This window comes from Caulobacter sp. GW821-FHT11E10 (genome assembly GCF_058808375.1).
In genome coordinates this window covers 73,912-97,103 of the sequence record NZ_JBXARP010000007.1, presented here as the reverse complement: position 1 = coordinate 97,103, position 23,192 = coordinate 73,912, and the positions used below count along the sequence as shown (strand labels likewise).

Sequence of the window (23,192 nt, the reverse complement as noted above, 5' to 3'; positions counted from 1 at the left end):
CATGGGCTCGGACACGATCTTCGAGGAACGCCGCCCGGCCATGACGGGCCTGGCCTATCGCATGCTGGGCTCGCGCGCCGAGGCCGAGGACGTGGTCCAGGACGCCTGGCTGCGCTGGCGCAAGGTCGACACCGATCAGGTCGAAGAGCCCGGCGCCTACTTGAATCGCATCGTCGCGCGCTTGGCGATGGATCGCCTGAAGTCCGCGCGCGCCCGGCGCGAGATCTATGTCGGCGAGTGGCTGCCCGAGCCGGTGGTCGAGCCTGATTTCGAGGCCGGCGGTGACGCCGACCTGTCGGTGGCCTTCCTGCTGGCGCTGGAGCGGCTGACCCCGCTGGAGCGGGCGGCGTTCCTGTTGCACGACGTGTTCGACACGCCCTTCGCCGAGGTCGCCGCCGCCCTGGGCCGCACCGAAACCGCCTGCCGCCAGCTGGCCTCGCGGGCCCGCGAGCACGTGCGAAACGACCGGCCGCGCTACAAGCCCAGCGTCGACGAAGAGCGACGGCTGACGGCGGCCTTCTTCGGCGCGGTGTTCAACGGCGACGAGGTCGCGCTGCGCGACCTGCTGGCCGAGGACATCGTCCTGCACGCCGACGGCGGCGGCAAGGTCAGCGCCAATCTCAACCCGGTGAAGGGTCTGGAAAAGGCCATCGCCCTGATCCTTGGCGTGCGCCGCAAATGGCCGCCGCCGGCCGGGACCACGGTCCGGCTGGCGCGCGTCAACGGTCAGCCGGGCCTGGTGCTGGCGGCCGACGGCAAGGTCTTCCAGACCATGAGCCTGGAGATCGAGGCCGGCCGCGTCGCGGCCGTCTACACGATGCGCAACCCGGAGAAGCTGGCGGGGCTGGACGCCTAGGGCAGCTCAACCTTCGGCAAGCTGTCCTTGCTCTCGCAGGCCAGCTTTCCGGCCTTGCCGACGGCGCCGGAGATGTCCTCGATCTTGGCTTCCTTGCGCCAGCCCTTGGGCAGGCCCTTGGTCCCGTCGAAGTCCATGCCGAGATCCATCCACTTGTCGGCGGCGCAATCGAGCGCGAAGACCAGGATGGGGCCCTTGCTGGCCGGCCAGTTCTTGTAGGCGCCGTTGGCCCTGCCCTCGGCGATGCGGGTCACGATCAGCCCGGTGGACTGATCCACGCGGGTGAAGTCCACATCGTAGTAGGTCTTGGTCTCGCCCGGAGCCAGTTTCCAGGTCTCGGCGTTCGCGCCGGTCGGAACGGCCAGGGCGGAGAGCGCCAGGGCCGGTAAGCTAAGCAAACACACTACGAGCCGCTTCATTTCAGCGTCTCCCCCGTTTCTTTGCTGGGGGGAGGCTATGCCTGTGTGCGGCGCGTCACAAGCGAACGCCGTTATTCGGCCATATTTCGTGCGGCCAGGCCTTCGGCGATCGCCGCGTTGAGGGCGGCCACGGCCGCGTCCGGCCCTTCTGGATAGGCCCAGACGCCCGCCGAGACGGCCAGGAAGTCCGCCCCCGCCTTGGCCAGGCCGGCGGCGTTGGCGGCGGTGATCCCGCCGATCGCCACGCACGGGACCTCCATGGTCTCCTGCCAGATGGTCAGGATGTCGGGCTCGGCGGTGGTCGGGGCGTCCTTGGTCGCGGTCGGGAAGAAGGCCCCGAAGGCGACATAGTCGGCGCCGGCCTCGGCGGCCTCCATGGCCAGGTGGCGGCTGTCGTGGCAGGTCACCCCGACCATCCGCTCGCCCATCAGCTTGCGCGCGTCCTTGAGCGCCATGTCTGACTGGCCGACATGGACGCCGTCGACGGGCAGGCGGGCGGCCAGGTCGGGGCGGTCGTTCAGGATCAGGGCCACGTCGCGGGCCAGGGCGATCGGCGCCAAGGCGTCGACGGCCGCCTTCACCACGTCGTCCGGAACATCCTTCAGGCGGATCTGCAGGGCGGCCACGTCGCCACCGTCCAGGGCCTTGGCCAACTGGCGGCCGAAGCCGGCGAGGTCGTCCAGGGCGGGCGGCGTGATCAGGTAGAGGCGGCAGGGGAGCGTCATGGGCTCGCTTTAGGACAATTTGAAAAGAGGCGCGACTCCATGCCGCTGCGAACCAGAGTGAGAGTCAGTTGCAAAAGGCGTCGCGAACGGCTAGATGAGAATGACACTCAATCGGGTAGGGCGTTCGTTCCTTGTACGTTTGCAACTGTAACGGCATCCGCGAGCGCGAAGTGCGCGCCGCCATCGACGCTGGGGCCACCCGTCCGGTCGAGATCTTCCGTCACAAGGGTTGCCAGGCGCAGTGCGCCAAGTGCGTCTGCGAGATGCGCCAGATGATCCAGGAAAGCCGCGAAGCCCTTTCCTACGCGGCTGAATAGAGATCTTCGCCGCCGAGTAACGGCCAGAAACTCAGCGATTTCAGAGATCGAGAAGCACTCTCACGTTTTTCCGTGAGAGCGCGAAACACTCGCACACATTCAGGTTGAAGCCTGCCCAGGCTTGGCCCAGGGTCGCCCGGAAATTCGAATCCCCCGAGTCCGAGGAGGCCGCCATGCAGGGCGATCCCAGCATCATCCGACTGCTCAACGCGGTGCTCACCAACGAGCTGACGGCGGTCAACCAGTACTTCCTGCACGCGCGGATGTACGACAACTGGGGTTTCAAGCGTCTCGGCAAGATCACCTACGACGAATCGATCGGCGAGATGAAACACGCCGACATGCTGATCAACCGCATCCTGTTCCTGGAAGGGCTTCCGAACCTCCAGGACCTGCACAAGCTGAAGATCGGCGAGACGGTTCCCGAGTGCCTGAACAGCGACCTCCAGGTCGAGCTGGGCGGCCGCGAGACCCTGATCCCCGGCATCATCCAGTGCGAGCAGGCCCGCGACTATGTCAGCCGCGAACTGCTGCGCGTGATCCTGAGCGACACCGAATCGCACATCGACTTCCTCGAGATGCAGATCGGTCTGGTGAAGTCGCTGGGCGAGCAGAACTACCTGCAATCGGCCATGGGCGAACTGCCGGCCTAGGCGGCTCGCTCTCATATAAAATCCCGTCATTCCCGCCCTTGTGGCGGGAACCCCTCTGTCCGCCGCAGGTGCGGGAGGGGCGGACTGCCGAGCAGTCCGCTGACGTCTCACGCGCCAGCTGAACCAGGGGTTCCCGCCACAAGGGCGGGAGTGACGGAAGGGGATGATGGTCGCCGACTGACGGCCGTTCCGGCCCTAGGGCGGATCGACATTCGCGCCAGAAATAAAGCTCCCGCCTTCCTGGGCCTTGTGCCCAGGACCCATCGTTCAGGTTCAGCTGCTTTTGGGCCGAGCTTACGGTCCTTCAGTCGCGCCGGTCCGGAACGCTCCGAATTGGCCGCAAGCATGGGTCCTGGGCACAAGGCCCAGGAAGGCTGTGGATTAGGCGTTTGGGCTGCTCGTTAGGCTGAATGTCGATCCGCCCTAAGCCGCTCGCTTAGCCGCTTCACCGCCCAGGTCGAACTGGCCCACCAGGCTCGACAGCCGGGACGCCTCGGTCTCCAGGGCATGGGCCGCGGCGGTGGTTTCCTCGACCATGGCCGCGTTCTGCTGGGTCATCTGATCCATCTGATTTACGGCGGTGTTGATCTGGCCAAGGCCGGTGGCCTGCTCCTGGGCCGCCGTGGCGATCTCGCCGACCAGGCTCGAGATCTCGCCGACCCTGGCGATGATGCTGCCCAGGGCGACCCCCGTCTGGCCGACCAGGCCGACGCCCTCGCTGACCTTGGCCGAGGCCGCACCGACCAGACCCTTGATCTCCTTGGCCGCCTCGGCGGAGCGCTGGGCCAGGGCCCGGACTTCCTGGGCGACGACCGCGAAGCCGCGACCGGCTTCACCGGCCCGCGCCGCTTCGACGCCGGCGTTGAGGGCCAGCAGGTTGGTCTGGAAGGCGATCTCGTCGATCACTCCGATGATCTTGCCGATCTGGGCCGAGGCGGTCTCGATCTCGCCCACGGCGCGCACGGCGTCCTCGACCGCGCGCTCGGTGGACTGGGCTTCGCGGCGCGCTTCGCCGACCATGTGATTGGCGCGTTGAGCGCCATCGGCGGCCTGGCGAACGGTGGCGGTGATCTCGTCCAGGGCGGCGGCGGCCTCTTCCAGGCTGGCGGCCTGCTGCTCGGTGCGCTTGGACAGGTCGTCGGTGGCGTGGGCGATCTCGGTCGCGCCGGCCCCGACGCCGTTCGAGGCGCTCCGGATGTCGTGCAGGGTGCGGCTCAGCTTTTCGGCGGTGGCGTTGAAGTCGGCCCTTAGCGCCTCGTATTCGGACGCGAACGCGTCGGCGAGGCGGAAGGCGGTGTCGCCGGACGCCAGGCGATCCAGCCCCTGGCCCAACGATTCCATGGCCTCGCGCCGCGCCTGCTCGCCCTGGCGTCGCTCGGTGTCGGATGCGGTGCGCTCGGCCTCGTCGCGGAGGCGAGCGGCCTCCTGCTCCTCGCGCATCGCGCGGCGCTCGAGCAGGTTCTGGCGGAACACTTCGATGGCCTTGGCCATGTCGCCCAGTTCGTCGGGCCGACCGGCGAAGGGCACGGGCTTCTCGTCGTCCCCGGCCGCCAAGTCGCGCATGTAGCCGGTGATCGACTGGATCGGGCTGACGATCGACCGGCGCATCGTCCAGACGCCACCGGCGATGATCGCGCCCAGCAGGGCGCACAGGCCGGCCATCACGCTGACCAGGATGATCTGGCTCCGACGCGCGTCGGCCTCGACGGCGGTGTTCTCGGCCGCGATCATCGGCACGATCTCGTCGATCGCCTTGCGGTGGGCGCGGTAGCCGGCGGTCATGTCCGCGAAGGCGACGTCGGCGGCCGGCCCGTCATTGGCCCGCAGCGCCTGGATCAACCGCTCCGAGGCGGCCCAGGCCTTGTGCGCCTGGACGTCGGACTCGCCGAGCAGGACGCCCTTTACCCGCGGATCGAAGTCCATGCCGCGCCAGTAGGTGGTCCGGGCCTCGTATTCGGCGCGCAGGCGGCGCAGTTCCTTGTCGGCGTTTTCAGTCTCGGCCGGCGTGCGCAGGCGATAGGCCGTCTGGGCGTCGAGATAGGCTTCGATCACGTAGAGCGGCGGCGGCAGGATGTCGGCCGTCATGTCCTTGCCGGCCACGATCTGGGTGTAGAGCGGTCCGCCGATGCGGACGGTGGCGATGGCGTTCCACGAGGCGGCGATCAGCACGATGAGGCCGACCGCGAGCGCGCCGCCGAACAGATTCATCGCACCCGCGAGTCGCAAGCGCATAGGACGTTCCCCCCGTTCCTTGAGAGGAAGCCTCCTCCTCCGTCCTGAAGAAAACTTTAAGGCGAAGCGTGAGCATAAACCCGCGTCGCGACTGCTAACCGCTACCACGACAAGGGAAAACCCAGATTGGGGCCGCGCTTGGGTGCGCCAACATGTCGCACCACGGATGACTAGGGCCGCGCCATGAATACCCGCGCGCTTTCGTCCAGCCCTCGCGCCAGATGCTCGGCGCGGATCGCCAGCAAGCCTGGAGTCAGGGCCTCATCGGCGATGTCGGCAAAGCCCAGCCGTCGATAGTAGGGGGCGTTCCAGGGGATGTCGCGGAAGGTCGAGAGCGTCAGGCGGGCGAAGTTGGCCGACCGGGCCTGATCCGCCACGGCGTCGATCAGGGTCGCGCCGATCCGCCGCCGCTCGAAGGCCGGGAGCACGTCGATCTGCTCGATATAGAGGCTGTCCTCGACGGGCCGGAACATCACGAAGGCCGCCAGCGCGCCATCGGCTCGCGCGACCAGCAGACCGCCGGCCTCCAGCCGGGCCGCCAGCACCGTGGCGGGTGAGGGTTCGTCGGCCGCCAGAGCGTCCATCAGACCCAGAAAGCGCTGAGCCGAGGCCCGCTCGATCTCTCGAACAGCCTCGATCTCGGAGAGGCGGGCGGGGCGAATGGCGACGGTCACGCCGCCATGCTGGCCCGAACCCGGTCCTTGGCCAAGGGGCGCTAGGCGGCCCGGGCGCCGGGGCGCGAGAAGGTGCGTGCGGCGGGCGCTTGCTGGGCTCCCGTTTCGAACCGGCCCATCAAGTCGGAAAGGTCGTGGGCCTCGGTCTTCAGGTTCGAGGCGGCGGCTGTGGTCTCCTCGACCATCGCCGCGTTCTGCTGGGTCACCTGGTCCATCTGATTGACGGCGGCGTTGACCTGGTTGAGGCCGGTGGCCTGCTCCTGCGAGGAGCGGGCGATCTCGGAGATCAGGCTGTCGATCTCGACGACCTTGCTGACGATGCCGTGCAGCGACTCGCCGGTCTCGCCGACCAGCTTGACGCCGCGGTCGACCTGGGAGGTCGAGTTGGCGATCAGGGTCTTGATCTCCTTGGCCGCGTCGGCGGAGCGCTGGGCCAGGGCCCGGACTTCCTGGGCGACGACGGCGAAGCCACGGCCGGCCTCACCCGCGCGGGCGGCCTCGACCCCGGCGTTCAGGGCCAGGAGGTTGGTCTGGAAGGCGATCTCGTCGATGACGCCGATGATGTTGCCGATCTGGGACGAGGACTTCTCGATCTCGCCCATGGCGGTGATGGCTTGCTGGACGACGTCGCCCGAACGGTCGGCGTCGAGACGGGCGCCCGAGGCCGCCTGGGAAGCGCGGCGGGCGCCCTCGGCGCTGCGCACCACGGTGGCGGTGATCTCGTCGAGGGCGGCGGCGGTCTCTTCCAGGCTGGCGGCCTGCTGCTCGGTGCGCCGCGACAGGTCGTCGGCGGCCGAGGCGATCTCGTCGGTGCCGGCCTGCATGCCGTGGGCGCGCTGGACGATCTGCTGGACGGTGTCGCGCAGGCTGTCGACGGCGAGGTTGAAGTCGTCCTTCAGCGGCTGGTAGCGCGGGTCCATGGCCACGTCGATGCGGGCGGTCAAGTCGCCGCGCGCCAGGCGGCCCAGGCCGTCGGCCAGCACGGAGACGACGTTGTTGTCCTGGTCGGCCTTCTTGCGAGCGGCCTCGGCGGCGGCGCGCTCCTGCTCGACCTGGGTGATGTCGGCGGCGAACTTGATGACCTTCACGGGTTTGCCGGCCTTGTCGAAGATCGGGTTGTAGGAGGCCTGGATCCAGATCTCCTTGCCGCCCTTGCCCACGCGCTTGAACTTGTCGGCGAAGAACTCACCCGCGTTCAGCCGGGCCCAGAATTGGCGATAGTCGCCGCTGGCGCCGTAGTCGCTCTCGACGAACAGGCTGTGATGACGACCCTGGATCTCGGAAAGACTGTAGCCGAGCGTCTTCAGGAAGTTCTCGTTGGCGGTGATGATCGTACCGTCGAGATTGAACTCGATGACCGCCTGGCTGCGGTGGATGGCGGCGATGACGCCTTCCATGTCCGCGATGGCGGTGTTGCTCTTGCTGTCGTCCTGACGAGCCCGGAAGAAGGCCATATGCGTCGTTTCCCCCGCGGAGACCCAGATCGACATCACCACCCTGGCGGTATCGATCATCTCTGCTTCGTTGAAAGGTTGCGGGGCAAAACCCAAAAAGAGGGTTAACGTCGAGTAAGCTACAGTGTCCGCGAAACGCGGACTTTTTCGCTAGAAAAACAGCAACTTGAATTCCTTCGCGCTTTTGGCCGAGGCGTGTCGCGCGTCACTCTGACACAGCGATCTGGTGGAATTTTTCCCACCGCGCGGTGCGGGTCCCGAAACGGAACCGATGCGATTTCCGCTGGCGCCTGACGCGGATCAGGCCATCATGCCCAAGAGGCCGGGCCGGTGCTGGAACCAAGGCCCAGCTGGGCTGTTTGACCTTTCGAGTTCACGAGGGAGTCCCGCCATGCATATCGCTAACGGAAAGTCGCGCGAGCGCGCCCTGGCCGGTCGCGAGGCGTTCGAGCTCGACCGTCGCGCGGGTCATCATCCCGCGACCCAGCTCGCCTTCGGGGCGGCCCTGGCCGGCGGCGCGATCGTCGCGGCCTTGATCATGGGCCGCCGTCACGAGCGCGTGCTGGACGACGAAATGTACGCCGTCGAGTTCGCCGAGATGCACGAACCGGTGGCGCATCAGCCCAAGCCGTTGACCAGCCTGCTGCTGCCGCCCCTGTTCATCGCCATGACCCTGTCGGGGCTGCGCACCTGGAACGCGCCATCCAGCCCGGCTCGCACCCGCGCCTTGACGATCTGGAGCCTGGTGCAGGGCTTCAACGCCCTGTGGCTGGGCCTCGGCGCCCAACGGGTCGGCGGCCAGCTGGGCGCGGCCACGGCCTCGCTGGCGGCCTCGGCGGCCTATGCGCTCGAAGCCCGCAAGGTCGGCGGAGGGTCGGCTCCGGACCTCGGCTGGCTGGGGATCGCCAACGCCCTGACCGCGCAGCTGTGGCGCAGGCCCGTTCCGAGCGCGCCGACGATTCATTAGCCTCAGGGGATCTTCAGCACACGATCCAGGCTGAACCCGCCGCCGCCGCGCGCCAGCAGGAACAGCAGCAGGCCCGCCCACGACAGGTGGGTCGGCCAGGCGTCGGGATAGACGAAGATCTCGATCACCGCCGTCATGCCCAGGAAGGCGAGCGCGGACAGCCGCGTGAACAGGCCCAGCATCAGCAGGATCGAGAACAGGTGCTCCGCATAGGTCGCCGCGTGCGCCGCCACGACCGGCGGCAGCAGGGGCAGGTGGTATTCGCTCTCGAACAGCGAATAGGTCCCGTCGGTGATGTGCAGGATCCCGTCGACCTTGGCGCGACCCGATTGAAAGAAGATCGCGGCGACGCCCAGGCGGGCGACCAGGGTCAGGGCGTCCTCGGTCAGGACCTTGCGGGCGGTCGTGGCCAGCAGGTCGAAGGGCGTCCTTAGGGACAGGGTGTTGGCGGTCATCGGGTTTCCAGCTGGAAGCCGCCGAATGCGCCGTCGGCGATCAGGGCGGCGAACAGAGGGGCAAGCGATACATCGGGATCGGCCGTGGCCGCGCGCTCGGCGGCCTGGGCGCAGGTCTGGCCCGCGCGGCAGGCGCGCAGGAATGCGGTCTCCGCTCCGCTGGCCAGGCGCCCACGCACCGCGCCGTCGCGGCGAACCAGCAGCAGGGCTTGCGGCGTTTCGGAGAGCTCAAGATCTTCGCGGCCGTCGCGCGCCGCCAGCCACAGGCCCGGCAGGCCGGCCTCGAACGCGGCGAAGCGGAGGCTGGGATGCAGGGTCAATCGGGCCCGCGCCAGGGCTTCGGGCTCCAAGCGCGACAGAGCCTCGGCCGACAGGTGCGGCGCCTCGGTCGCGAACAGGGCCTCGGTCCAAAGGCGATCGAGATGGGCCACGCCCGCCAGGTACGGCAGGTCCAGCGCCGGCGGGAACCGATCCAGCCAGGCCGGGAAATCCTCGCCATAGTCGAGCAACGCGGCGCTGGTCGGCGGGGCCTCACGGGCGAACAGGGCGGCCGCGGCGGCGAACCAGTCTTCACCGACCATGCCGCGCACGGTCGGAAAGTTGGCGGCCAGGGCGTCGACGCAGCCCTTGGCGATGGTGTTGCGATAGACCGAAAGGCCCGCGTCGCCGGCGCCCGGCGCCAGCCACGGCGACAGGGCGGAACGCTGGCCGGCGAGCGCGGCGACGAAGGCGTCCTGGAAATCCAGCAGCTCAGTCGGCATGGGCGACCTCCAGTCCAGCGAGTTCGGCGGCGGCGCGCTCGCGCTCGGTCATCAGGATCGCGAAGGCGGGAATGTCATCATCCCGCTCAATGAGCGTGGGGCGCGGGCCGATGCGCCGGATCAGGCGGCGATAGAGGGCCCAGACCGGCTCGGCCACGGGCGCGCCGTGGGTGTCGATCAGCAAGGCCGATCCCTCCCCATTTGGGCCGCCGGCGTCGAGACCGTGGCCGGCCAGGTGGATCTCGCCGATCGCCTCGGCCGGCAGGGCGTCCAGATAGGTCTCGGCCGAGTAACCCAGGTTGCTGGCGCTGACGAAGACGTTGTTGACGTCGACCAGCAGGCCGCAGCCGGTCCTGGCGACCAGAGCCGTGAGAAACTCGACCTCGTCCAGGTCATGGCCGGTCAGGGGCAGGTATAGCGACGGGTTCTCGATCAGCACCGGACGGCCCAGCGCGTCCTGCATACGGCCGATGTTGGCGACGATGCGGGCCAGGGCGGTCTGGGTGCGGGGGAAGGGCAGGAGGTCGGGCTGGTGCGCGCCGCGATGGGTGGACCAGGCCAGGTGTTCTGAGACCACGAAGGGCTCGAACCGGTCGACCAGCCGCTTGAGGGTCGCCAGGTGCTCGCGGTCCGGATCGGCGTCGGCGGCCAGGGACAGGCCGACGCCGTGCAGCGACACCGGATGGCGTTCGCGAACAGCCTCCAGCGCGGCCAGGCGCGGTCCGCCGGCCGACATGTAGTTCTCGGGATGGACCTCGAACCACAGCCCGTCGACGTCGCAAGTCAGGGCGTCGTCATAGTGCTGGGACTTGAGGCCGAGGCCGGCGGTGGGAGGCATATTGCGTCTCCAACGCTCGCCATCCCGGCTCTCCGCTACGCTGAGACCGGGATGGCGACGAGATTGTGGATCAGGCCTTGGGGGTCAGCGAACCCATGCCCTTCGGCGTCTTGATCGTGGCGCACGTGCCCTTGGGGACCATCTTCCAGGCGTCGCCCTGGTAGTCGACCTTCGAGCTGCCGGCGCACGAGGTGCCCGCGCCAGCCTTGCAGTCGTTCTCGCCGGCCTTGGACACGCCGTAGCACTTCTCGGTGTCGCCCTTGGTCTTGTGCTCGTCGGCGACGGCCATCGAGACGCCGGCCGACAGGGCGAAGACAGCGGCCAGGGCGGCGGAAGCGGTGCGGTTCATGGGGTTTCTCCTTGATGCGTTTCTTGAGGCGTTTCACGCCGAAGCGGCTTGTCGCGCCACCCGGTCGAGGGGAAGTACGGAACGGCGCCGCCAAAGGTTACACCGGCCAGAAAACAAAAAACGGCGGGAACAAAATTTCGGCGACGTGTTTCGGGCGGTTCCGGCGCGGGGCCGGCGCGTGTAACCATCCGGGCCTCGCGCGCGAATAGGGGATGGCGTGACGGATACCGAAACCCGTTTGAAGGCGCTGATGCTGCGCGGGCTGGATGGCGACGCCGCCGCCTACCGCGAGTGTCTGGCCGTTCTGGGTGTCCGGCTTCGCGCCTATTTCACGCGGCGGATGTCCGGCGCGTCAGGCGATGTGGAGGATCTGGTGCAGGAGACGCTGCTGGCGGTGCATCTCAAGCGGTCGACCTGGGACAGCGCCCAGTCGTTCACCGCCTGGGCGCACGCGGTGGCGCGCTACAAGCTGATCGATCACTGGCGGCGGCGGAAGGTCCGCCAGACCCTGCCGATCGAGGATCACATCGAGTTCCTCGCCGCGGACGAACCCGAGCCGGGTGTCGGGCTTGAGCTCGATCGCGCTCTGGCCAGCCTTCCCGAGAAGCAGAGGCTCCTGATTTCCGACGTCAAGCTGACGGGTCTCAGTCTCGCCGAGGCGGGCGCTCGCGCGGGTATTTCCGAGGGAGCCGCCAAGGTCGCCCTGCACCGGGCGCTGAAGGCCCTGGCCGAAAGGATGCGCCGTGCGGACGGATGACCTGATCGACGCCCTGGCCTCGGACGCCGGCCGTTCGGCTGTCGTCGCCCCGCCCCGCCGCTTCGCCCTGGTCGCGGGGCTGGGCGCCCTGGCGGCCCTCGTCCTGGTGCTCGCCTGGCTGCACACCCGCCACGACCTGATGCAGGCCATGCGCGGCGGCATGTTCTGGATGAAGGCGCTCTATACCGGCGTGCTGGGCGTGGCCGGCTATCTGGCGATCGAGCGGCTGGCGCGGCCGGCGGGTTCGGGCCGGCGGGGCTGGATCCTGGGCGGCGCGGCCCTGGCCGTCTTCGCCCTGGCCGGGACCGTCCAGGCCCTGACCAGTCCGGACGTCGCCCACGCCCTGCACATGCTGCGCGGCCATTCCTGGACCCGGTGCAGCCCCTACATTCTGATCCTGGGTCTGCCGATGCTGGCCCTGGGCCTGTGGGCCGTGCGCGGCATGGCCCCGACCCGTCCGACCCTGGCCGGCTTCGCCACCGGCCTGTTCGCCGGCGGGGTGGCGGCCACGGTCTATGGTCTGCACTGCCCGGAGAACACCTTCACCTTCGTGGCCCTGTGGTACAGCCTGGGCGTCCTGATGGTCGCCGCCTTGGGCGCGCTGATCGGGCGATGGGTGTTGCGATGGTAGCGCAACCGTGACGAACCGCCCCGTCGTCGATCAAACTTTGTTCCGTCGCCCTAAGGTCGGTTGACAAAACGACGTTCCGCCACTGAAGTGCCGCCGCTTTTCGCGAATGAGACGCGATAGGCGCTGCTTCAACCGCCATACGGCTCTGTGGGGAGAGACGCGTGACGATCGACGAGACGCTCGCGCCGGGGGGCGGCGCGGGGACGGGTGCGCATATCTGGTCGGTCGCCACCCTGCCGTGGCGACTGGTCGAGATCGCGGCGGCGGGCGCCTTGGCGGGCGTCCTGATCATCCTGCTATGGCTGAACCCGCGCCAGGACCTGCCGGAAGCGGCGGGCCAGGCTTTCTTCTGGATCAAGGCGACCTATCCGGCGGCGGTGGCCGGTTGCGCCCTGGTGACCGCTACTTGGCTCGCGAGGGGGCGACCAGGGGCGGGTATGGCGCTGGCGGTTGCGGGGGCTTTCGCCAGCGCCATGCTGATCGCCGGCGGCATGCAGGCCTGGCCGATGAGCGGGGCCGAGTTCAACACCCTGATGTGGCCCGACGGCGCGGTCTGCCTGGGCAATATCCTGGTCCTCGCCGCGCCGATGCTGGCGCTGACGATCGTGGGCCTTCGCGACGTCGATCTGGAGCGCCCCGCGCCGACCGGCTTTGCTTGCGGACTGTTTTGCGGGGGCGTGGCGGCGACGGTCGACGGTTTGCACTGCTGGCAGGGGACCTACACGTTCGTCGGCCCCTGGTTCACCTTGGCGATGCTGCTGAGCGGCGGGATCGGGGCCGGCGCGATCAAGCTGCTCGCCCGCCGCCGCCGACGGTCTTTGCCGACGGAGTAAGGGCGGTCGAGTAGGGGTGAGAAGTTGGCCGTTGCTATCTGGAAGAGGTCATTAGCAGGGTAAGAAAATCTTTCCGCTGCTCTGCCGGACAAGCGTCGAGCTGTGTCATGGCGAATTCGGCCTGATTGACCAAGTCTATCGCGTCCGAACGGCTGATCTTATCGCGAGGCGAATAGTCTGCCCAATGTCGTCGTTCTTGGAGCTGAACGAAGATGTTTGCAACGTCGCGCAGTTCTTGCTGAATTGCTTCAACGCCAAGAGCTGTCTTCTCCCTTTGCGCAAGGGCTGGCTTGTCGACAGATTGACATATCTGCTTCATCCGGCCGTGTTCAAATGAGCGATATATTAGCGCGTAACGCGCCGTCTTCCTGTTTCGTTTTCCGATGAGAGTGTCGGACCCGCTCTGCAATAAGTAGTGAAAAAGTGCATAGTAGGATGTTGAAACCGATCTTCTCAAAATGGTTTGATTTGGCTTTCCTTTCTTTTTCCGCGCGGCCAATTCTTCCGCGACGGCCAGGAGGTGGCGCGGATCTATCATTTACTTGCTATTTTCCCATTCTGATCCAGTGAGAATGGTAACAAAAGGATATCGATGGTCGCCGGAGTTTACGAGTTCATCTCTGATTTTTTGAATCATGCGAACTCGCGAAATTGTCCATTCTTTTTCCGACTTTTGATGTTCTACACGCAGAACAATTAAGAGTGCGGGCTCTTCATCAGACCCAACAACCTCCTTGACCTCGGCGTCTATCACATTGACGGCGGGTTTTAAGTCTTTGGTGGAATCGAGCACAAGTTCTCGAATTTGGTCCGCTGGAGCGAGCATCAGAGTCATTAGGGTAACTTAGTGCAGAGTTGCCTCTCAACCAACGGCAATGAAACACTTCGATCTGGATTCTGATTTGCGAGACTCTGCAAAGGCGTGAAACGCAGAGAGCCTCCCAGATCGCTCCGGGAGGCCCCTGTCATTTCCGATAGACCGAACGCTTACTCGGCGGCGGCCTTGGCCGCGCCGGCGCCGAACTTGGCGTTCAGCTCGCCGGCGGCGTAGCGCTTGGCCATGACCGAGGTCGGGATCGCCTTGATCTTGTCGGCGTGGCCGGCCGAGCCGAACTCGACGAAGCGGGCCTGGCAGACCTGGCGCATGGCGTCCTTGGCGGGCTTGAGATAGGCGCGCGGGTCGAACTCGTGCGGCTTCTCCATCAGCACCTTGCGGACCGCGCCGGTGATGGCCATCCGATTGTCGGTGTCGACATTGATCTTGCGCACGCCGTGCTTGATGCCGCGCTGGATCTCCTCGACCGGCACGCCCCAGGTCTGGGGCATCTCGCCACCGTACTGGTTGATGATGTCCTGCAGATCCTGCGGGACGCTCGACGAGCCGTGCATCACCAGGTGGGTGTTGGGCAGGCGGCGGTGGATTTCCTCGATCACGTTCATGGCCAGGACGTCGCCGTCCGGCTTGCGCGTGAACTTGTAGGCCCCGTGGCTGGTGCCCATGGCGATGGCCAGGGCGTCGACGCCGGTGGCTTGAACGAACTCGACCGCCTGGTCCGGATCGGTCAGCAGCTCGTCGTGCGAGAGCTTGCCCTCGAAGCCGTGGCCGTCCTCGGCCTCGCCCATGCCGGTCTCCAGCGAGCCCAGCACGCCCAGCTCGCCCTCGACCGAGACGCCGCAGCTGTGTGCCATCTGGACCACCTTGCGGGTGACCTCGACATTGTACTCGTAGGTGGCGGGGGTCTTGGCGTCCTCCATCAGCGAGCCGTCCATCATCACCGAGGTGAAGCCGTACTGGATCGCCGTGGCGCAGGTCGCCGGGCCGTTGCCGTGGTCCTGGTGCATGCACACCGGGATGTGCGGGTAGATGTCGACCAGAGCGTCGATCATCTTGGCCAGCATGATGTCGTTGGCGTAGTTCCGCGCGCCGCGCGAGGCCTGGATGATGACCGGCGAGTTGACGGCGTCGGCCGCCTCCATGATCGCCAGGCCCTGTTCCATGTTGTTGATATTGAAGGCGGGCAGTCCGTACTCATGCTCGGCGGCATGGTCCAACAGCTGTCGCAACGTGATGCGAGCCACGTAATTTCTCCTGCAAGCGTGAAGTGGTTTGTCGTTTCTTGTTTTTGGGGCCCGGCGCTGAAGCGCTCTTTGCCCAGGTCGTCAGTAGGCGGAACGCGGACCCCGAAGGATCCGCGCCAGAATTATGTCAGGATTCGAGAGCCGCGACGCCCGGGAGCGTCTTGCCCTCCATCCATTCGAGGAACGAGCCGCCAGCGGTCGAGACGAAGGTGAAATCGGCCGACACGCCCGCGTGGTTCAGGGCCGCCACCGTATCACCGCCGCCGGCCACGGCCACGATCTTACCCGATTTGGCGAGAGACGCGGCATGTTTCGCCGCCGCGACCGTCGCGGCGTCGAACGGCGGCACCTCGAACACGCCCAGCGGGCCGTTCCAGATCAGGGTCAGGCTCTGGTCCATGGCGGCCAGCAGGCGCTTGGCGCTCTCCGGGCCGGCGTCGAGGATCAGGTCGTCGGCTTGCACGCCGTCCAGCGGACGGACAGCGGTTTCCACACCAGGAGCGACCTTCTTGGCGACGACCACGTCGATCGGCAGCAGCAGTTCGCAGCCGGCCGCCTTGGCCTTCTCGATGATCTCGCGGGCGGTGTCGGCCAGGTCCTTTTCACAGAGCGAGCCGCCGACGTCGTGGCCCTGGGCGAACAGGAAGGTGTTGGCCATGCCGCCGCCAATCGCCAGGCGATCCAGCTTGGCGACCAGGTTGTTCAGCAGGTCCAGCTTGGTCGAGACCTTGGAGCCGCCGACGATGCCGATCACCGGCTTCTTCGGCTTGCCGAGCGCCGCGTCCAGGGCTTCCAGCTCGCGCTGCATGGCCAGGCCCGGATAGGCCGGCAGCAGCTTGGCCAGGCCTTCGGTCGAGGCGTGGGCGCGGTGGGCGGCGCTGAAGGCGTCGTTGACATAGACGTCGCCGTTGGCGGCTAGGGCGGCCGCGAACGCGGCGTCGTTCGTCTCTTCGCCGGCGTGGAAGCGGACGTTCTCCAGCAGGGCGACGCCGCCGTTCTCCAGGCCGTCGATCACGTCGGCGGCGGCGGGGCCGACGCAGTCCGAGGCGAAGGCGACCGGTTGTTCCAGCAGCTTGCTCAGGGGCTCGGCCACGAAGGCCAGGCTCATCGCCGGCACGACCTTGCCCTTGGGGCGGTCGAAGTGGGCCAGCAGGATGACCTTGGCGCCTTGCTTGGACAGGTAGGCGATGGTCGGCAGGGCCGAGCGCAGGCGGGTGTCGTCGGTGATGTTTCCGCCGTCGACGGGGACGTTGAAGTCCACCCGGACCAGGGCGCGCTTGCCGGCGAGGTCGGCGGTGTCGAGGGTGCGGAAGGGCATGGGTGTGATCCTATGATCGCCGACTGAATGTCATTCGTAGAACAGGCCGGCATGCAGCAGCTTGGCGGCGAGACGCCAACTCTCGGGAAGACCGTCCTGAGCCGAGTCCTTGGCCCAGGCTCCGAGGGCTTCGAGGAAGTCGTCCAGCGTGACGTTGGCGACGTCATCGCCGTTCGTCGCCAGATCCCGCCGCAAGCGTTGAACGAACGCGAGGAAGTCTTCGCGCGTCGTCAATTCTTCGGGCGAAACGTCCGACATGGAGCCTGATCCATAAAAAGTCCGCCCCGGAGACGGTGGTCGCCGGGGCAGTGCTTTGGTCCTTAGAGGAACTTTGCCATCACGAGCGCGGTGTCGCTCATGCGGGTCGCGAAGCCCCATTCGTTGTCGTACCAGCTGAGCACGCGGCCCAGCTTGCCTTCGATGACCTGGGTCTGGGCCAGGGCCGCCGTCGAGCTGGCGGCGATGTGGTTGAAGTCGGTCGAGACCAGGGCCTCGTCGGTGACGCCCAGGACGCCCTTCAGCGGGCCTTCGGCGGCGGCGACCAGGGCGGCGTTCAGCTCGGCGACCGTGGTCTCGCGGCTGGGCACGAACTTCAGGTCGACGACCGAGACGTTCGGCGTCGGGACGCGGATCGAGCTGCCGTCCAGCTTGCCCTTCAGGGCCGGCAGGACCAGGCCCAGGGCCTTGGCGGCGCCGGTCGAGGTCGGGATCATCGACAGGGCCGCCGCGCGACCGCGATAGAGATCCTTGTGCATCGTATCCAGCGTCGGCTGGTCGCCGGTGTAGCTGTGGATCGTGGTCATGTAGCCGCGCTCGATGCCGACCAGGTCGTGGATGACCTTGGCGATCGGGGCCAGGCAGTTGGTGGTGCACGAACCGTTGGAGACCACCAGGTCGGCGGCGCTCAGCACGTCGTCATTGACCTTGTAGACGATGGTCTGGTCGGCGCCGTCGCACGGGGCGCTGACCAGGACGCGCTTGGCGCCGGCGGCCAGGTGGGCGCTGGCCTTTTCCTTGGTCGTGAAGATGCCGGTGCACTCGAACGCGATGTCGACGCCCAGGTCCTTGTGCGGCAGGTCCTTCGGGTCACGGATGGCCGTGACCTTGATCTTGCCCATGCCGACGTCGATCCAGTCCTCGCCCGAGGTCACGACGCCCGGGAACCGGCCGTGGACGCTGTCGTAGCGCAGGAGGTGGGCGTTGGTCTCGACCGGACCCAGGTCGTTGATGGCGACGACCTCGATGTCGCGGCGGCCATGCTCGGCGATGGAGCGCAGGACCAGACGTCCGATGCGGCCGAAGCCGTTGATGGCGACGCGAAGAGCCATGGGTCGTTCTCCTGATTATGGCCGCCGGCCGCGCTCGACCGACGTTCCCTATTTCGTTGCGCGTTTTGCGGGGGAAAGACGCGAAGTCAAGGCCCGAGAAACTGAGATCGCGAGGGGTATAGCTGAAAGCGGTCGCTTTCCGGCCACCCGTCTGCTCGCAAATGTGGGGAAGAGCGGGTCCGGGGCGCGGACAGGCGGCGCCAAATGCTGCTATGGGCTGGGCTTCGCCCAATTGTCGCCCCGCCGTATGGCATAGACGACCCTGACCTATATGTTGCGTTGCATGATTGGAAATCGCCGATGATCCCGGCCGACGGTACGGCCCTCGACCTGGCCGTGCGCCGCCTGGAGCGGGCCGTGAGCCAGCTGGAACAGCGCCTGGCGGCCAAGGCCGCCGAGGCCGCGCGCGCGCTCGCCGCCGCGCCCGTGACGTCGCTTGTTCCGGCCGCCGAGCCGAGCCTGTTCCCGGAACCTCTTGGGGACGACGAGCGCGCCCGCCTGGTGGCCGACCTGGAAGCCGCTCGCGAACGCGAGAAGGCGCTGGAGGAGGCCGGCGAGCAGGCCTCGGTGGCCCTGGGCCGCGCCATCGCCGAGATCCGCGCCGCCCTGGGCGACGAGGCCGTGGCCAATGACGACCACGAGCACGACGACGATGTCCAGGAAGGCCACGCGTCCGCGCCGGCCGAGGACCTGGACCTGTTCGACGATCCCGAGGAGGCCTGAGCCATGTCGCAGGTGACCATCCATGTGAACGGCCGCCCCTACATGGTCGGCTGCGAGGACGGCCAGGAGCCGCACCTGGCCGAACTGGCCCGCCTGTTCGACCGCCAGGTTCGCCAGGTCAGCTCGGACGTGGGCCAGCTGGGCGAGACCCGCCTCTTCCTGATGGGGGCCCTGCTGCTGGCCGACGAGCTGTCGGACATGAAACTGCGGCTGGCCCACGCCACCAGCGAGATCGTCCGCATGCAGCAGGACGGCACCAAGGCCGAGATCGCCGCCATCCGCGCTCTGGACGCCGCGGCCGAGAAGATCGAGAAGCTGGCGGCGGAGTAGGGTGTTAGATCCTCCCTGTTTGGGGGAGGTGGCCCAGAGGGCCGGAGGGGGCTAACGCGGCGTGCGTCCAGCTCGCCCCCTCAGTCGCTCCGCGACAGCTCCCCCGCATCGCGGGGGAGCATCTCGATCGCGCCCGCGACATGCTCGCCCCTGGCTTTCCCACCTCCGAAGTCCTATATTGTTCAGCGGCGGGTCTTGCTGTGGCTCTCGTCGAAGATTTCTATTCCCAGGGACCTTAATCTCTCTATCGGGACCTGTTCCCTCCCGTGGCCGTGGCTGCGGGAACACGGGGCCCACCTGTAACTAACAGGTTCGAGTGGATTGAAACGTCTTCACGGTTCTTCGCGGCGCCGCCACCTTTCTTCCTCCCAAAGCGGATGAGCCCATGGGGCGCGCACGTTCGGTTCTGGGCACGATCGTCTTCCTGTTCGCCGCGCCAGGTGTGGTGGCGGGACTGGTCCCCTATCTCCTGAGCCATTGGACATTCCAGCCGGCCCTGCTGGGGCTTGAGCCGCTGCGCTGGCTGGGCGTCGCCCTGATGATCCCTGCCGCCCTCCTGCTGCTGGACGCCTTCGCCCGGTTCGCCTGGGAGGGACGCGGCACGCCCGCCCCGATCGCGCCGACAGAAGGCCTGGTGGCCAGCGGGCCGTACCGGTTCGTGCGCAATCCCATGTACGTGGCGGTGGTCAGCCTGATCCTGGGCCAGGGCCTGCTGTTCGGCAGCGCCGCGACGCTGGCCTATGGCGGAGCCGCGTGGCTGGCCATGCATCTGTTCGTCGTCTTCTACGAAGAGCCGCGCCTGTCGGCCGATCACGCCAGCTACAACGCCTACCGCGCGGCCGTGCCGCGCTGGCTACCGCGCCTCAAGCCGTGGCGGGGAGAGGTTGCGGCCGCGCCCTCGGAGTGACATTTCAGGCGACATGACGATCTCCGACCCCGTCGTGGCCAAGACCGCCCTGCGCGTCTTCCTGCGCAACCAGCGTAAGCAGCTGGCCCTGGAGCACCCCGAGGCCGACTGGATGATCGCCGAGGTGGCGCGCGAGCCCCTGGCCAGGCTGTTCCCGAATCCGGCCGGCAAGGTGGCGGCGCTGTATCACGGCCTGGGTTCGGAGGTGTCGCCGCGCATCCTGGCCGACCAGATGCGCGAGGCCGGCTGGATCCTGGCCTTGCCGGCGGTCGAGGACGCCGAAGCCGGCCACATGGTGTTTCGCGCCTGGGACCCGACCCAGCCCCTGGTCCACGACGCCATCGGACTGCGCTCCCCGCCGCCGGGGCAGCCCGTGCTGGAGCCCGATCTGGTGATCACGCCGCTGCTGGCCTTCCAGGCCGACGGCGTGCGCCTGGGGCAGGGGGGCGGCTATTACGACCGGGCGCTGGAAGCCCTGCGCGCCCGCAAGCGCGTCTACGTCCTGGGTCTGGCCTATAGCGGCCAGCAGGCGGAGAATTTGCCGCAGGAGCCGCACGATCAAAGGCTGGACGCCATTCTCACCGAAAAAGAGTATAGGACCGTCAAAGACATGGGCCGCTGACGGCCTGCTTAAGGACTATCGATGCGTTTCGCCTTCTTCGGCGATGTCGTCGGCAAGTCGGGCCGTGACGGCCTGGCCGACCATCTGCCCGATCTTCGCCGCCGGCTCTCCCTCGAGTTCGTGATCATCAACGCCGAGAACGCCGCGGCCGGCTTCGGCATCACCGAAAACACCGCCCGCGAGCTGTTCGAGGCCGGCGCCGACTGCCTGACCCTGGGCAATCACAGCTGGGACCAGCGCGAGGCCCTGACCTACATCGTCCGTGAGCCGCGCCTGATCCGCCCGGCCAACTATCCGATCCTGTCCGACGCGCCGGGGCGCGGCAGCCATCTGTTCCAGACGGAGTCGGGCAAGACGGTCTTCGTGGTGAACCTGCTGGGCCGGGTCCACATGGACGCCATGGACGACCCGTTCGCCGCCGCCGACCGCGAGCTGGACAAGGCGCCGCTGGGCCAGGTGGCCGACGCGGTGATCGTCGACATGCACTGCGAGGCGACCTCCGAAAAGATGGCTATGGGCCACTATTGCGACGGCCGCGCCTCGCTGGTCGTGGGCACCCACACCCACGTCCCGACCGCAGACTGCCAGGTCCTGCCGGGCGGCACCGCCTACCAGACCGACGCCGGCGCCTGCGCCGACTATGACAGCGTCATCGGCAACCAGAAGGACGAGCCCCTGCGCCGCTTCACCACCAAGATCAGCGGCGGGCGCTATACCCCCGCCTCGGGTCCGGCGACGGTGTGCGGCGTGTTCGTCGAGACCGACGATCGCACCGGTCTGGCCGTAAGGGTCGAGCCGATCCGGGTGGGCGGACGTCTGCAGCAGAGCATCCCGACGCTCTAGGCGAATTCGTTCAATCCTGCTCCGCTTGCCGCTGTCATGGATCGGGTCGCATGATCCGATCCTCAGCCCTCGGAGCTCTCTCATGACCGACGCCATCTACACCGCCCACGCCCACGCCGTGGGCGGACGCAACGGGACCGCAAAGGCCGACGACGGCCACCTGGACGTCAAGCTGGCCTATCCGAAATCGATGGGCGGCAGCGGCGACGGCACCAATCCGGAATCGCTGTTCGCGGCCGGCTACAGCGCCTGCTTCCTGGGCGCGCTGGGCCTGGTGGCCCGCAACCAGGGCGTCAAGCTGGGCGAGCACAGCCTCGACACCGAGATCGACCTGATCAAGGACGACACCAGCTTCCACATCGGCGCGCGCCTGACCCTGACCGCCCCCGAGCTGGATCGCGAGACGGCGGAGACGCTGCTGCACGCCGCCCACGAGGTCTGTCCCTATTCGCGGGCCACGCGCGGCAACATCGACGTCGTGTTGAAGGTCGCCTAGCCCTCCGGGAAATACTGGAAGAACGGCTCGGCCTCGGTCAGCACCCGCTGAACCGAGGGCCGGGCCTTCAGCCGTTCCAGATAGGCCAGGGCGTTGGGCCAGCGGTCCGCCAGCGCCTGCACCTTGTTGGCATAGAACAAGGCGGGCATGGCGGCGCAGTCGGCGAGGCCGAAGTCACCCAGCATCCAGGTCCGGCCGTCGGCCAGCTCCCGCTCCACGTGATCGCAGGCCGTGGCCAGCTGGGCATAGGCCTCGTCGACCCCGAAACCGTCCTTGGCCTGGGGCGGACGCAGGCGGTCGGCGATGATCCTCTGCATCGGGTGATGGACGTAGTGGTCGAAGAACCGGTCCCAGAACCGCATCCGCCAGGCGAAGTCCGGGTTCTGCGGAACGAAACGCACTCGGCCCGGATAATGGGCGTCGAGATAGTCGAGGATGACGCTGGTCTCAAGCACCGTCTCGTCGCGGCCGTCATCACGCAGGACCGGCATCTTGCCCATGGGCGACAACGTCAGGAACGCCGCGCGCTTGGCCGGATCGCCCAGGTCGACCATCGCGTTCTCGAACGCGATGTCGTTCTCGTAGAGGCCGATCAGCACCTTCCAGCAGAACGAAGACAGCGGGTGGCCATGAAATGTCAGGCTCATACGATCGCTCCAGATACTTAAGTCTTTGCCTAACTATCATCGCGCCGCGCGGTTCGCAACCCTCGCTCGGGTCCTCCTCGCCGCGCCCCTTGGGGGTGACAAAACCCGCGCGCGGGCGCTAGAAGCGCCGACACTCCATTTTCAGACCAGAGACAGAGCCTCCGAATGGCCGGCCACTCGAAATTCAAGAACATCATGCACCGCAAGGGCCGCGCCGACGCCGCGCGCTCGAAGCTGTTCTCCAAGCTGTCACGGGAAATCACCGTGGCCGCCAAGGCGGGGCTGCCCGATCCGGCGATGAACCCGCGCCTGCGCCTGGCCGTGAACAACGCCAAGGCCGAAAGCCTGCCCAAGGACGTCATCGACCGCGCGATCAAGAAGTCGCAGATGGGCGACGCGGCCGACTATTCGGAAATCCGCTATGAAGGCGTCGCCGCCGGCGGCGTCGGGATCATCGTCGAGGTCCTGACCGACAACAAGAACCGCGCCGCCGCCAATGTCCGGTCCTACTTCACCAAGATCGGCGGCAACATGGGCGCCACCGGCTCGGTGACCTTCAACTTCGATCACGTCGGCCAGATCACCTACCCGGGCAAGGCCGCGTCGGAAGACGACATGATGGAAGCCGCCATCGAGGCCGGCGCCGACGACGTCACCTCGGACATGGACGAGGAAGGCGAGGGCCACACCGTCTACACCGCCTTCGAAAGCCTCAACGAAGTGGCCGCCGCCCTGGAAGCCAAGTTCGGCCCGGCGTCGAACACCAAGATCGCCTGGCGCCCGAAGATGCAGGTGCCGGTCACCGGCGACAGCGTCGCCACCCTGATGAAGCTGCTCGACCTGCTGGACGACGACGACGACGTCCAGAACGTCTACTCGAACGAAGACATCAGCGACGAAGACCTGGCCAAGCTGGGCTGATCTACATTGCGTCCTTCGAGGCTCGCCTAGGGCGAGCACCTCAGGATGAGGATCTAT

30 protein-coding genes and 1 other RNA gene are annotated in these 23,192 nt (G+C 67.3%); 15 read left to right on the top strand and 16 right to left on the bottom strand.

Going from position 1 to position 23,192, the window contains the following annotated elements:
• Position 1: 1 nt before the first annotated feature.
• Positions 2-856, top strand: a complete 855-nt coding sequence (locus tag AC1RRV_RS15860) for a sigma-70 family RNA polymerase sigma factor (protein ID WP_492860848.1) — start codon at positions 2-4, stop codon at positions 854-856.
• Here AC1RRV_RS15860 and AC1RRV_RS15855 read toward each other — a convergent pair.
• Positions 853-1,275 (bottom strand): hypothetical protein, encoded by a 423-nt coding sequence (locus AC1RRV_RS15855; protein WP_492860622.1) that lies wholly within the window; start codon positions 1,273-1,275, stop codon positions 853-855. The genes AC1RRV_RS15860 and AC1RRV_RS15855 overlap by 4 nt on opposite strands.
• Positions 1,276-1,346: 71 nt before the next feature.
• A complete protein-coding gene (gene thiE, locus AC1RRV_RS15850) occupies positions 1,347-2,000 on the bottom strand; it encodes a thiamine phosphate synthase (protein WP_492860621.1) in 654 nt (217 codons plus the stop codon).
• Positions 2,001-2,131: 131 nt separating this feature from the next.
• Here thiE and AC1RRV_RS15845 point away from each other — a divergent pair, with 131 nt between their 5' ends.
• Positions 2,132-2,317, top strand: coding sequence for a (2Fe-2S)-binding protein (locus tag AC1RRV_RS15845; protein WP_492860620.1), 186 nt, complete (start codon positions 2,132-2,134; stop codon positions 2,315-2,317).
• A 173-nt stretch (positions 2,318-2,490) separates the two neighbouring features.
• The gene (gene bfr / locus AC1RRV_RS15840; RefSeq protein WP_492860619.1) at positions 2,491-2,970 is read left to right on the top strand and encodes a bacterioferritin; all 480 of its coding nucleotides are present in this window, start codon (positions 2,491-2,493) and stop codon (positions 2,968-2,970) included.
• 423 nt (positions 2,971-3,393) lie between these two features.
• Here bfr and AC1RRV_RS15835 read toward each other — a convergent pair whose 3' ends face one another.
• The 3 genes from AC1RRV_RS15835 to AC1RRV_RS15825 form a co-directional block, all read right to left on the bottom strand.
• The gene (locus tag AC1RRV_RS15835) at positions 3,394-5,202 is read right to left on the bottom strand and encodes a methyl-accepting chemotaxis protein (protein ID WP_492860618.1); all 1,809 of its coding nucleotides are present in this window, start codon (positions 5,200-5,202) and stop codon (positions 3,394-3,396) included.
• A 170-nt stretch (positions 5,203-5,372) separates the two neighbouring features.
• Positions 5,373-5,876 carry a GNAT family N-acetyltransferase gene (locus tag AC1RRV_RS15830; protein WP_492860617.1) on the bottom strand — a complete coding sequence of 168 codons (504 nt, stop codon included), beginning with the start codon at positions 5,874-5,876 and terminating at the stop codon, positions 5,373-5,375.
• Between the two features lie 41 nt (positions 5,877-5,917).
• Positions 5,918-7,330 carry a methyl-accepting chemotaxis protein gene (locus AC1RRV_RS15825; RefSeq protein ID WP_492860847.1) on the bottom strand — a complete coding sequence of 471 codons (1,413 nt, stop codon included), beginning with the start codon at positions 7,328-7,330 and terminating at the stop codon, positions 5,918-5,920.
• Positions 7,331-7,721: 391 nt separating this feature from the next.
• Between AC1RRV_RS15825 and AC1RRV_RS15820 the strand changes: the two genes are divergently transcribed.
• Positions 7,722-8,297: a tryptophan-rich sensory protein gene (locus AC1RRV_RS15820; protein WP_492860616.1), complete on the top strand. Its 576-nt coding sequence runs from the start codon at positions 7,722-7,724 to the stop codon at positions 8,295-8,297.
• Positions 8,298-8,299: 2 nt separating this feature from the next.
• Here AC1RRV_RS15820 and AC1RRV_RS15815 read toward each other — a convergent pair whose 3' ends face one another.
• From AC1RRV_RS15815 to AC1RRV_RS15800, 4 genes are all read right to left on the bottom strand, one after another.
• Positions 8,300-8,752: a DoxX family protein gene (locus AC1RRV_RS15815; RefSeq protein WP_492860615.1), complete on the bottom strand. Its 453-nt coding sequence runs from the start codon at positions 8,750-8,752 to the stop codon at positions 8,300-8,302.
• Positions 8,749-9,513, bottom strand: coding sequence for an HvfC/BufC family peptide modification chaperone (locus tag AC1RRV_RS15810; RefSeq protein ID WP_492860614.1), 765 nt, complete (start codon positions 9,511-9,513; stop codon positions 8,749-8,751). Before AC1RRV_RS15810 ends, AC1RRV_RS15815 begins: the two co-directional genes overlap by 4 nt.
• Complete coding sequence (gene bufB / locus AC1RRV_RS15805) at positions 9,503-10,351, bottom strand: MNIO family bufferin maturase (protein WP_492860613.1); 849 nt, start codon at positions 10,349-10,351, stop codon at positions 9,503-9,505. Before bufB ends, AC1RRV_RS15810 begins: the two co-directional genes overlap by 11 nt.
• 70 nt (positions 10,352-10,421) lie before the next feature.
• Positions 10,422-10,700, bottom strand: coding sequence for a BufA1 family periplasmic bufferin-type metallophore (locus AC1RRV_RS15800; RefSeq protein WP_492860612.1), 279 nt, complete (start codon positions 10,698-10,700; stop codon positions 10,422-10,424).
• A gap of 217 nt (positions 10,701-10,917) precedes the next feature.
• On the opposite strand from AC1RRV_RS15800, the gene AC1RRV_RS15795 reads away from it, so the two are divergent.
• The 3 genes from AC1RRV_RS15795 to AC1RRV_RS15785 all read left to right on the top strand — a co-directional run bounded on the left by AC1RRV_RS15795 (position 10,918) and on the right by AC1RRV_RS15785 (position 12,921).
• Positions 10,918-11,457 (top strand): sigma-70 family RNA polymerase sigma factor, encoded by a 540-nt coding sequence (locus AC1RRV_RS15795; RefSeq protein ID WP_492860611.1) that lies wholly within the window; start codon positions 10,918-10,920, stop codon positions 11,455-11,457.
• Positions 11,444-12,088, top strand: coding sequence for an anti-sigma-F factor NrsF (nrsF, locus tag AC1RRV_RS15790; protein ID WP_492860610.1), 645 nt, complete (start codon positions 11,444-11,446; stop codon positions 12,086-12,088). The genes AC1RRV_RS15795 and nrsF overlap by 14 nt, the downstream gene beginning before the upstream one ends.
• 161 nt (positions 12,089-12,249) lie before the next feature.
• Positions 12,250-12,921 carry a DUF1109 domain-containing protein gene (locus AC1RRV_RS15785; RefSeq protein WP_492860609.1) on the top strand — a complete coding sequence of 224 codons (672 nt, stop codon included), beginning with the start codon at positions 12,250-12,252 and terminating at the stop codon, positions 12,919-12,921.
• Positions 12,922-12,955: 34 nt separating this feature from the next.
• Here AC1RRV_RS15785 and AC1RRV_RS15780 read toward each other — a convergent pair whose 3' ends face one another.
• From AC1RRV_RS15780 to gap, 6 genes are all read right to left on the bottom strand, one after another.
• Positions 12,956-13,459: a hypothetical protein gene (locus tag AC1RRV_RS15780; protein WP_492860608.1), complete on the bottom strand. Its 504-nt coding sequence runs from the start codon at positions 13,457-13,459 to the stop codon at positions 12,956-12,958.
• Positions 13,460-13,756, bottom strand: coding sequence for a hypothetical protein (locus AC1RRV_RS15775; RefSeq protein WP_492860607.1), 297 nt, complete (start codon positions 13,754-13,756; stop codon positions 13,460-13,462).
• A gap of 152 nt (positions 13,757-13,908) precedes the next feature.
• A complete protein-coding gene (gene fba / locus AC1RRV_RS15770; protein ID WP_492860606.1) occupies positions 13,909-15,000 on the bottom strand; it encodes a class II fructose-bisphosphate aldolase in 1,092 nt (363 codons plus the stop codon).
• Positions 15,001-15,127: 127 nt separating this feature from the next.
• A complete protein-coding gene (locus AC1RRV_RS15765) occupies positions 15,128-16,318 on the bottom strand; it encodes a phosphoglycerate kinase (RefSeq protein WP_492860605.1) in 1,191 nt (396 codons plus the stop codon).
• 30 nt (positions 16,319-16,348) lie between these two features.
• The gene (locus tag AC1RRV_RS15760; RefSeq protein WP_492860604.1) at positions 16,349-16,576 is read right to left on the bottom strand and encodes a DUF7660 family protein; all 228 of its coding nucleotides are present in this window, start codon (positions 16,574-16,576) and stop codon (positions 16,349-16,351) included.
• 62 nt (positions 16,577-16,638) lie between these two features.
• Positions 16,639-17,646 (bottom strand): type I glyceraldehyde-3-phosphate dehydrogenase, encoded by a 1,008-nt coding sequence (gene gap / locus AC1RRV_RS15755; protein WP_492860603.1) that lies wholly within the window; start codon positions 17,644-17,646, stop codon positions 16,639-16,641.
• A 300-nt stretch (positions 17,647-17,946) separates the two neighbouring features.
• Between gap and AC1RRV_RS15750 the strand changes: the two genes are divergently transcribed.
• The 7 genes from AC1RRV_RS15750 (at position 17,947) to AC1RRV_RS15720 (ending at position 21,567) form a co-directional block, all read left to right on the top strand.
• The gene (locus AC1RRV_RS15750) at positions 17,947-18,369 is read left to right on the top strand and encodes a hypothetical protein (RefSeq protein WP_492860602.1); all 423 of its coding nucleotides are present in this window, start codon (positions 17,947-17,949) and stop codon (positions 18,367-18,369) included.
• A gap of 3 nt (positions 18,370-18,372) precedes the next feature.
• Positions 18,373-18,699, top strand: a complete 327-nt coding sequence (locus AC1RRV_RS15745) for a cell division protein ZapA (RefSeq protein ID WP_492860601.1) — start codon at positions 18,373-18,375, stop codon at positions 18,697-18,699.
• A 192-nt stretch (positions 18,700-18,891) separates the two neighbouring features.
• Positions 18,892-19,054, top strand: a non-coding RNA gene (gene ssrS, locus AC1RRV_RS15740) — 6S RNA.
• A 30-nt stretch (positions 19,055-19,084) separates the two neighbouring features.
• Positions 19,085-19,606 carry a methyltransferase family protein gene (locus AC1RRV_RS15735; RefSeq protein ID WP_492860600.1) on the top strand — a complete coding sequence of 174 codons (522 nt, stop codon included), beginning with the start codon at positions 19,085-19,087 and terminating at the stop codon, positions 19,604-19,606.
• Positions 19,607-19,619: 13 nt separating this feature from the next.
• Complete coding sequence (locus tag AC1RRV_RS15730; protein ID WP_492860599.1) at positions 19,620-20,228, top strand: 5-formyltetrahydrofolate cyclo-ligase; 609 nt, start codon at positions 19,620-19,622, stop codon at positions 20,226-20,228.
• A 21-nt stretch (positions 20,229-20,249) separates the two neighbouring features.
• A complete protein-coding gene (locus tag AC1RRV_RS15725; RefSeq protein WP_492860598.1) occupies positions 20,250-21,071 on the top strand; it encodes a TIGR00282 family metallophosphoesterase in 822 nt (273 codons plus the stop codon).
• An 82-nt stretch (positions 21,072-21,153) separates the two neighbouring features.
• Complete coding sequence (locus AC1RRV_RS15720) at positions 21,154-21,567, top strand: organic hydroperoxide resistance protein (protein WP_492860597.1); 414 nt, start codon at positions 21,154-21,156, stop codon at positions 21,565-21,567.
• Here the strand turns inward: AC1RRV_RS15720 and AC1RRV_RS15715 are convergent.
• Positions 21,564-22,214: a glutathione S-transferase family protein gene (locus AC1RRV_RS15715; protein ID WP_492860596.1), complete on the bottom strand. Its 651-nt coding sequence runs from the start codon at positions 22,212-22,214 to the stop codon at positions 21,564-21,566. The genes AC1RRV_RS15720 and AC1RRV_RS15715 overlap by 4 nt on opposite strands.
• Positions 22,215-22,379: 165 nt before the next feature.
• On the opposite strand from AC1RRV_RS15715, the gene AC1RRV_RS15710 reads away from it, so the two are divergent.
• Positions 22,380-23,135 carry a YebC/PmpR family DNA-binding transcriptional regulator gene (locus AC1RRV_RS15710; RefSeq protein ID WP_492860595.1) on the top strand — a complete coding sequence of 252 codons (756 nt, stop codon included), beginning with the start codon at positions 22,380-22,382 and terminating at the stop codon, positions 23,133-23,135.
• Positions 23,136-23,192 lie beyond the last annotated feature (57 nt).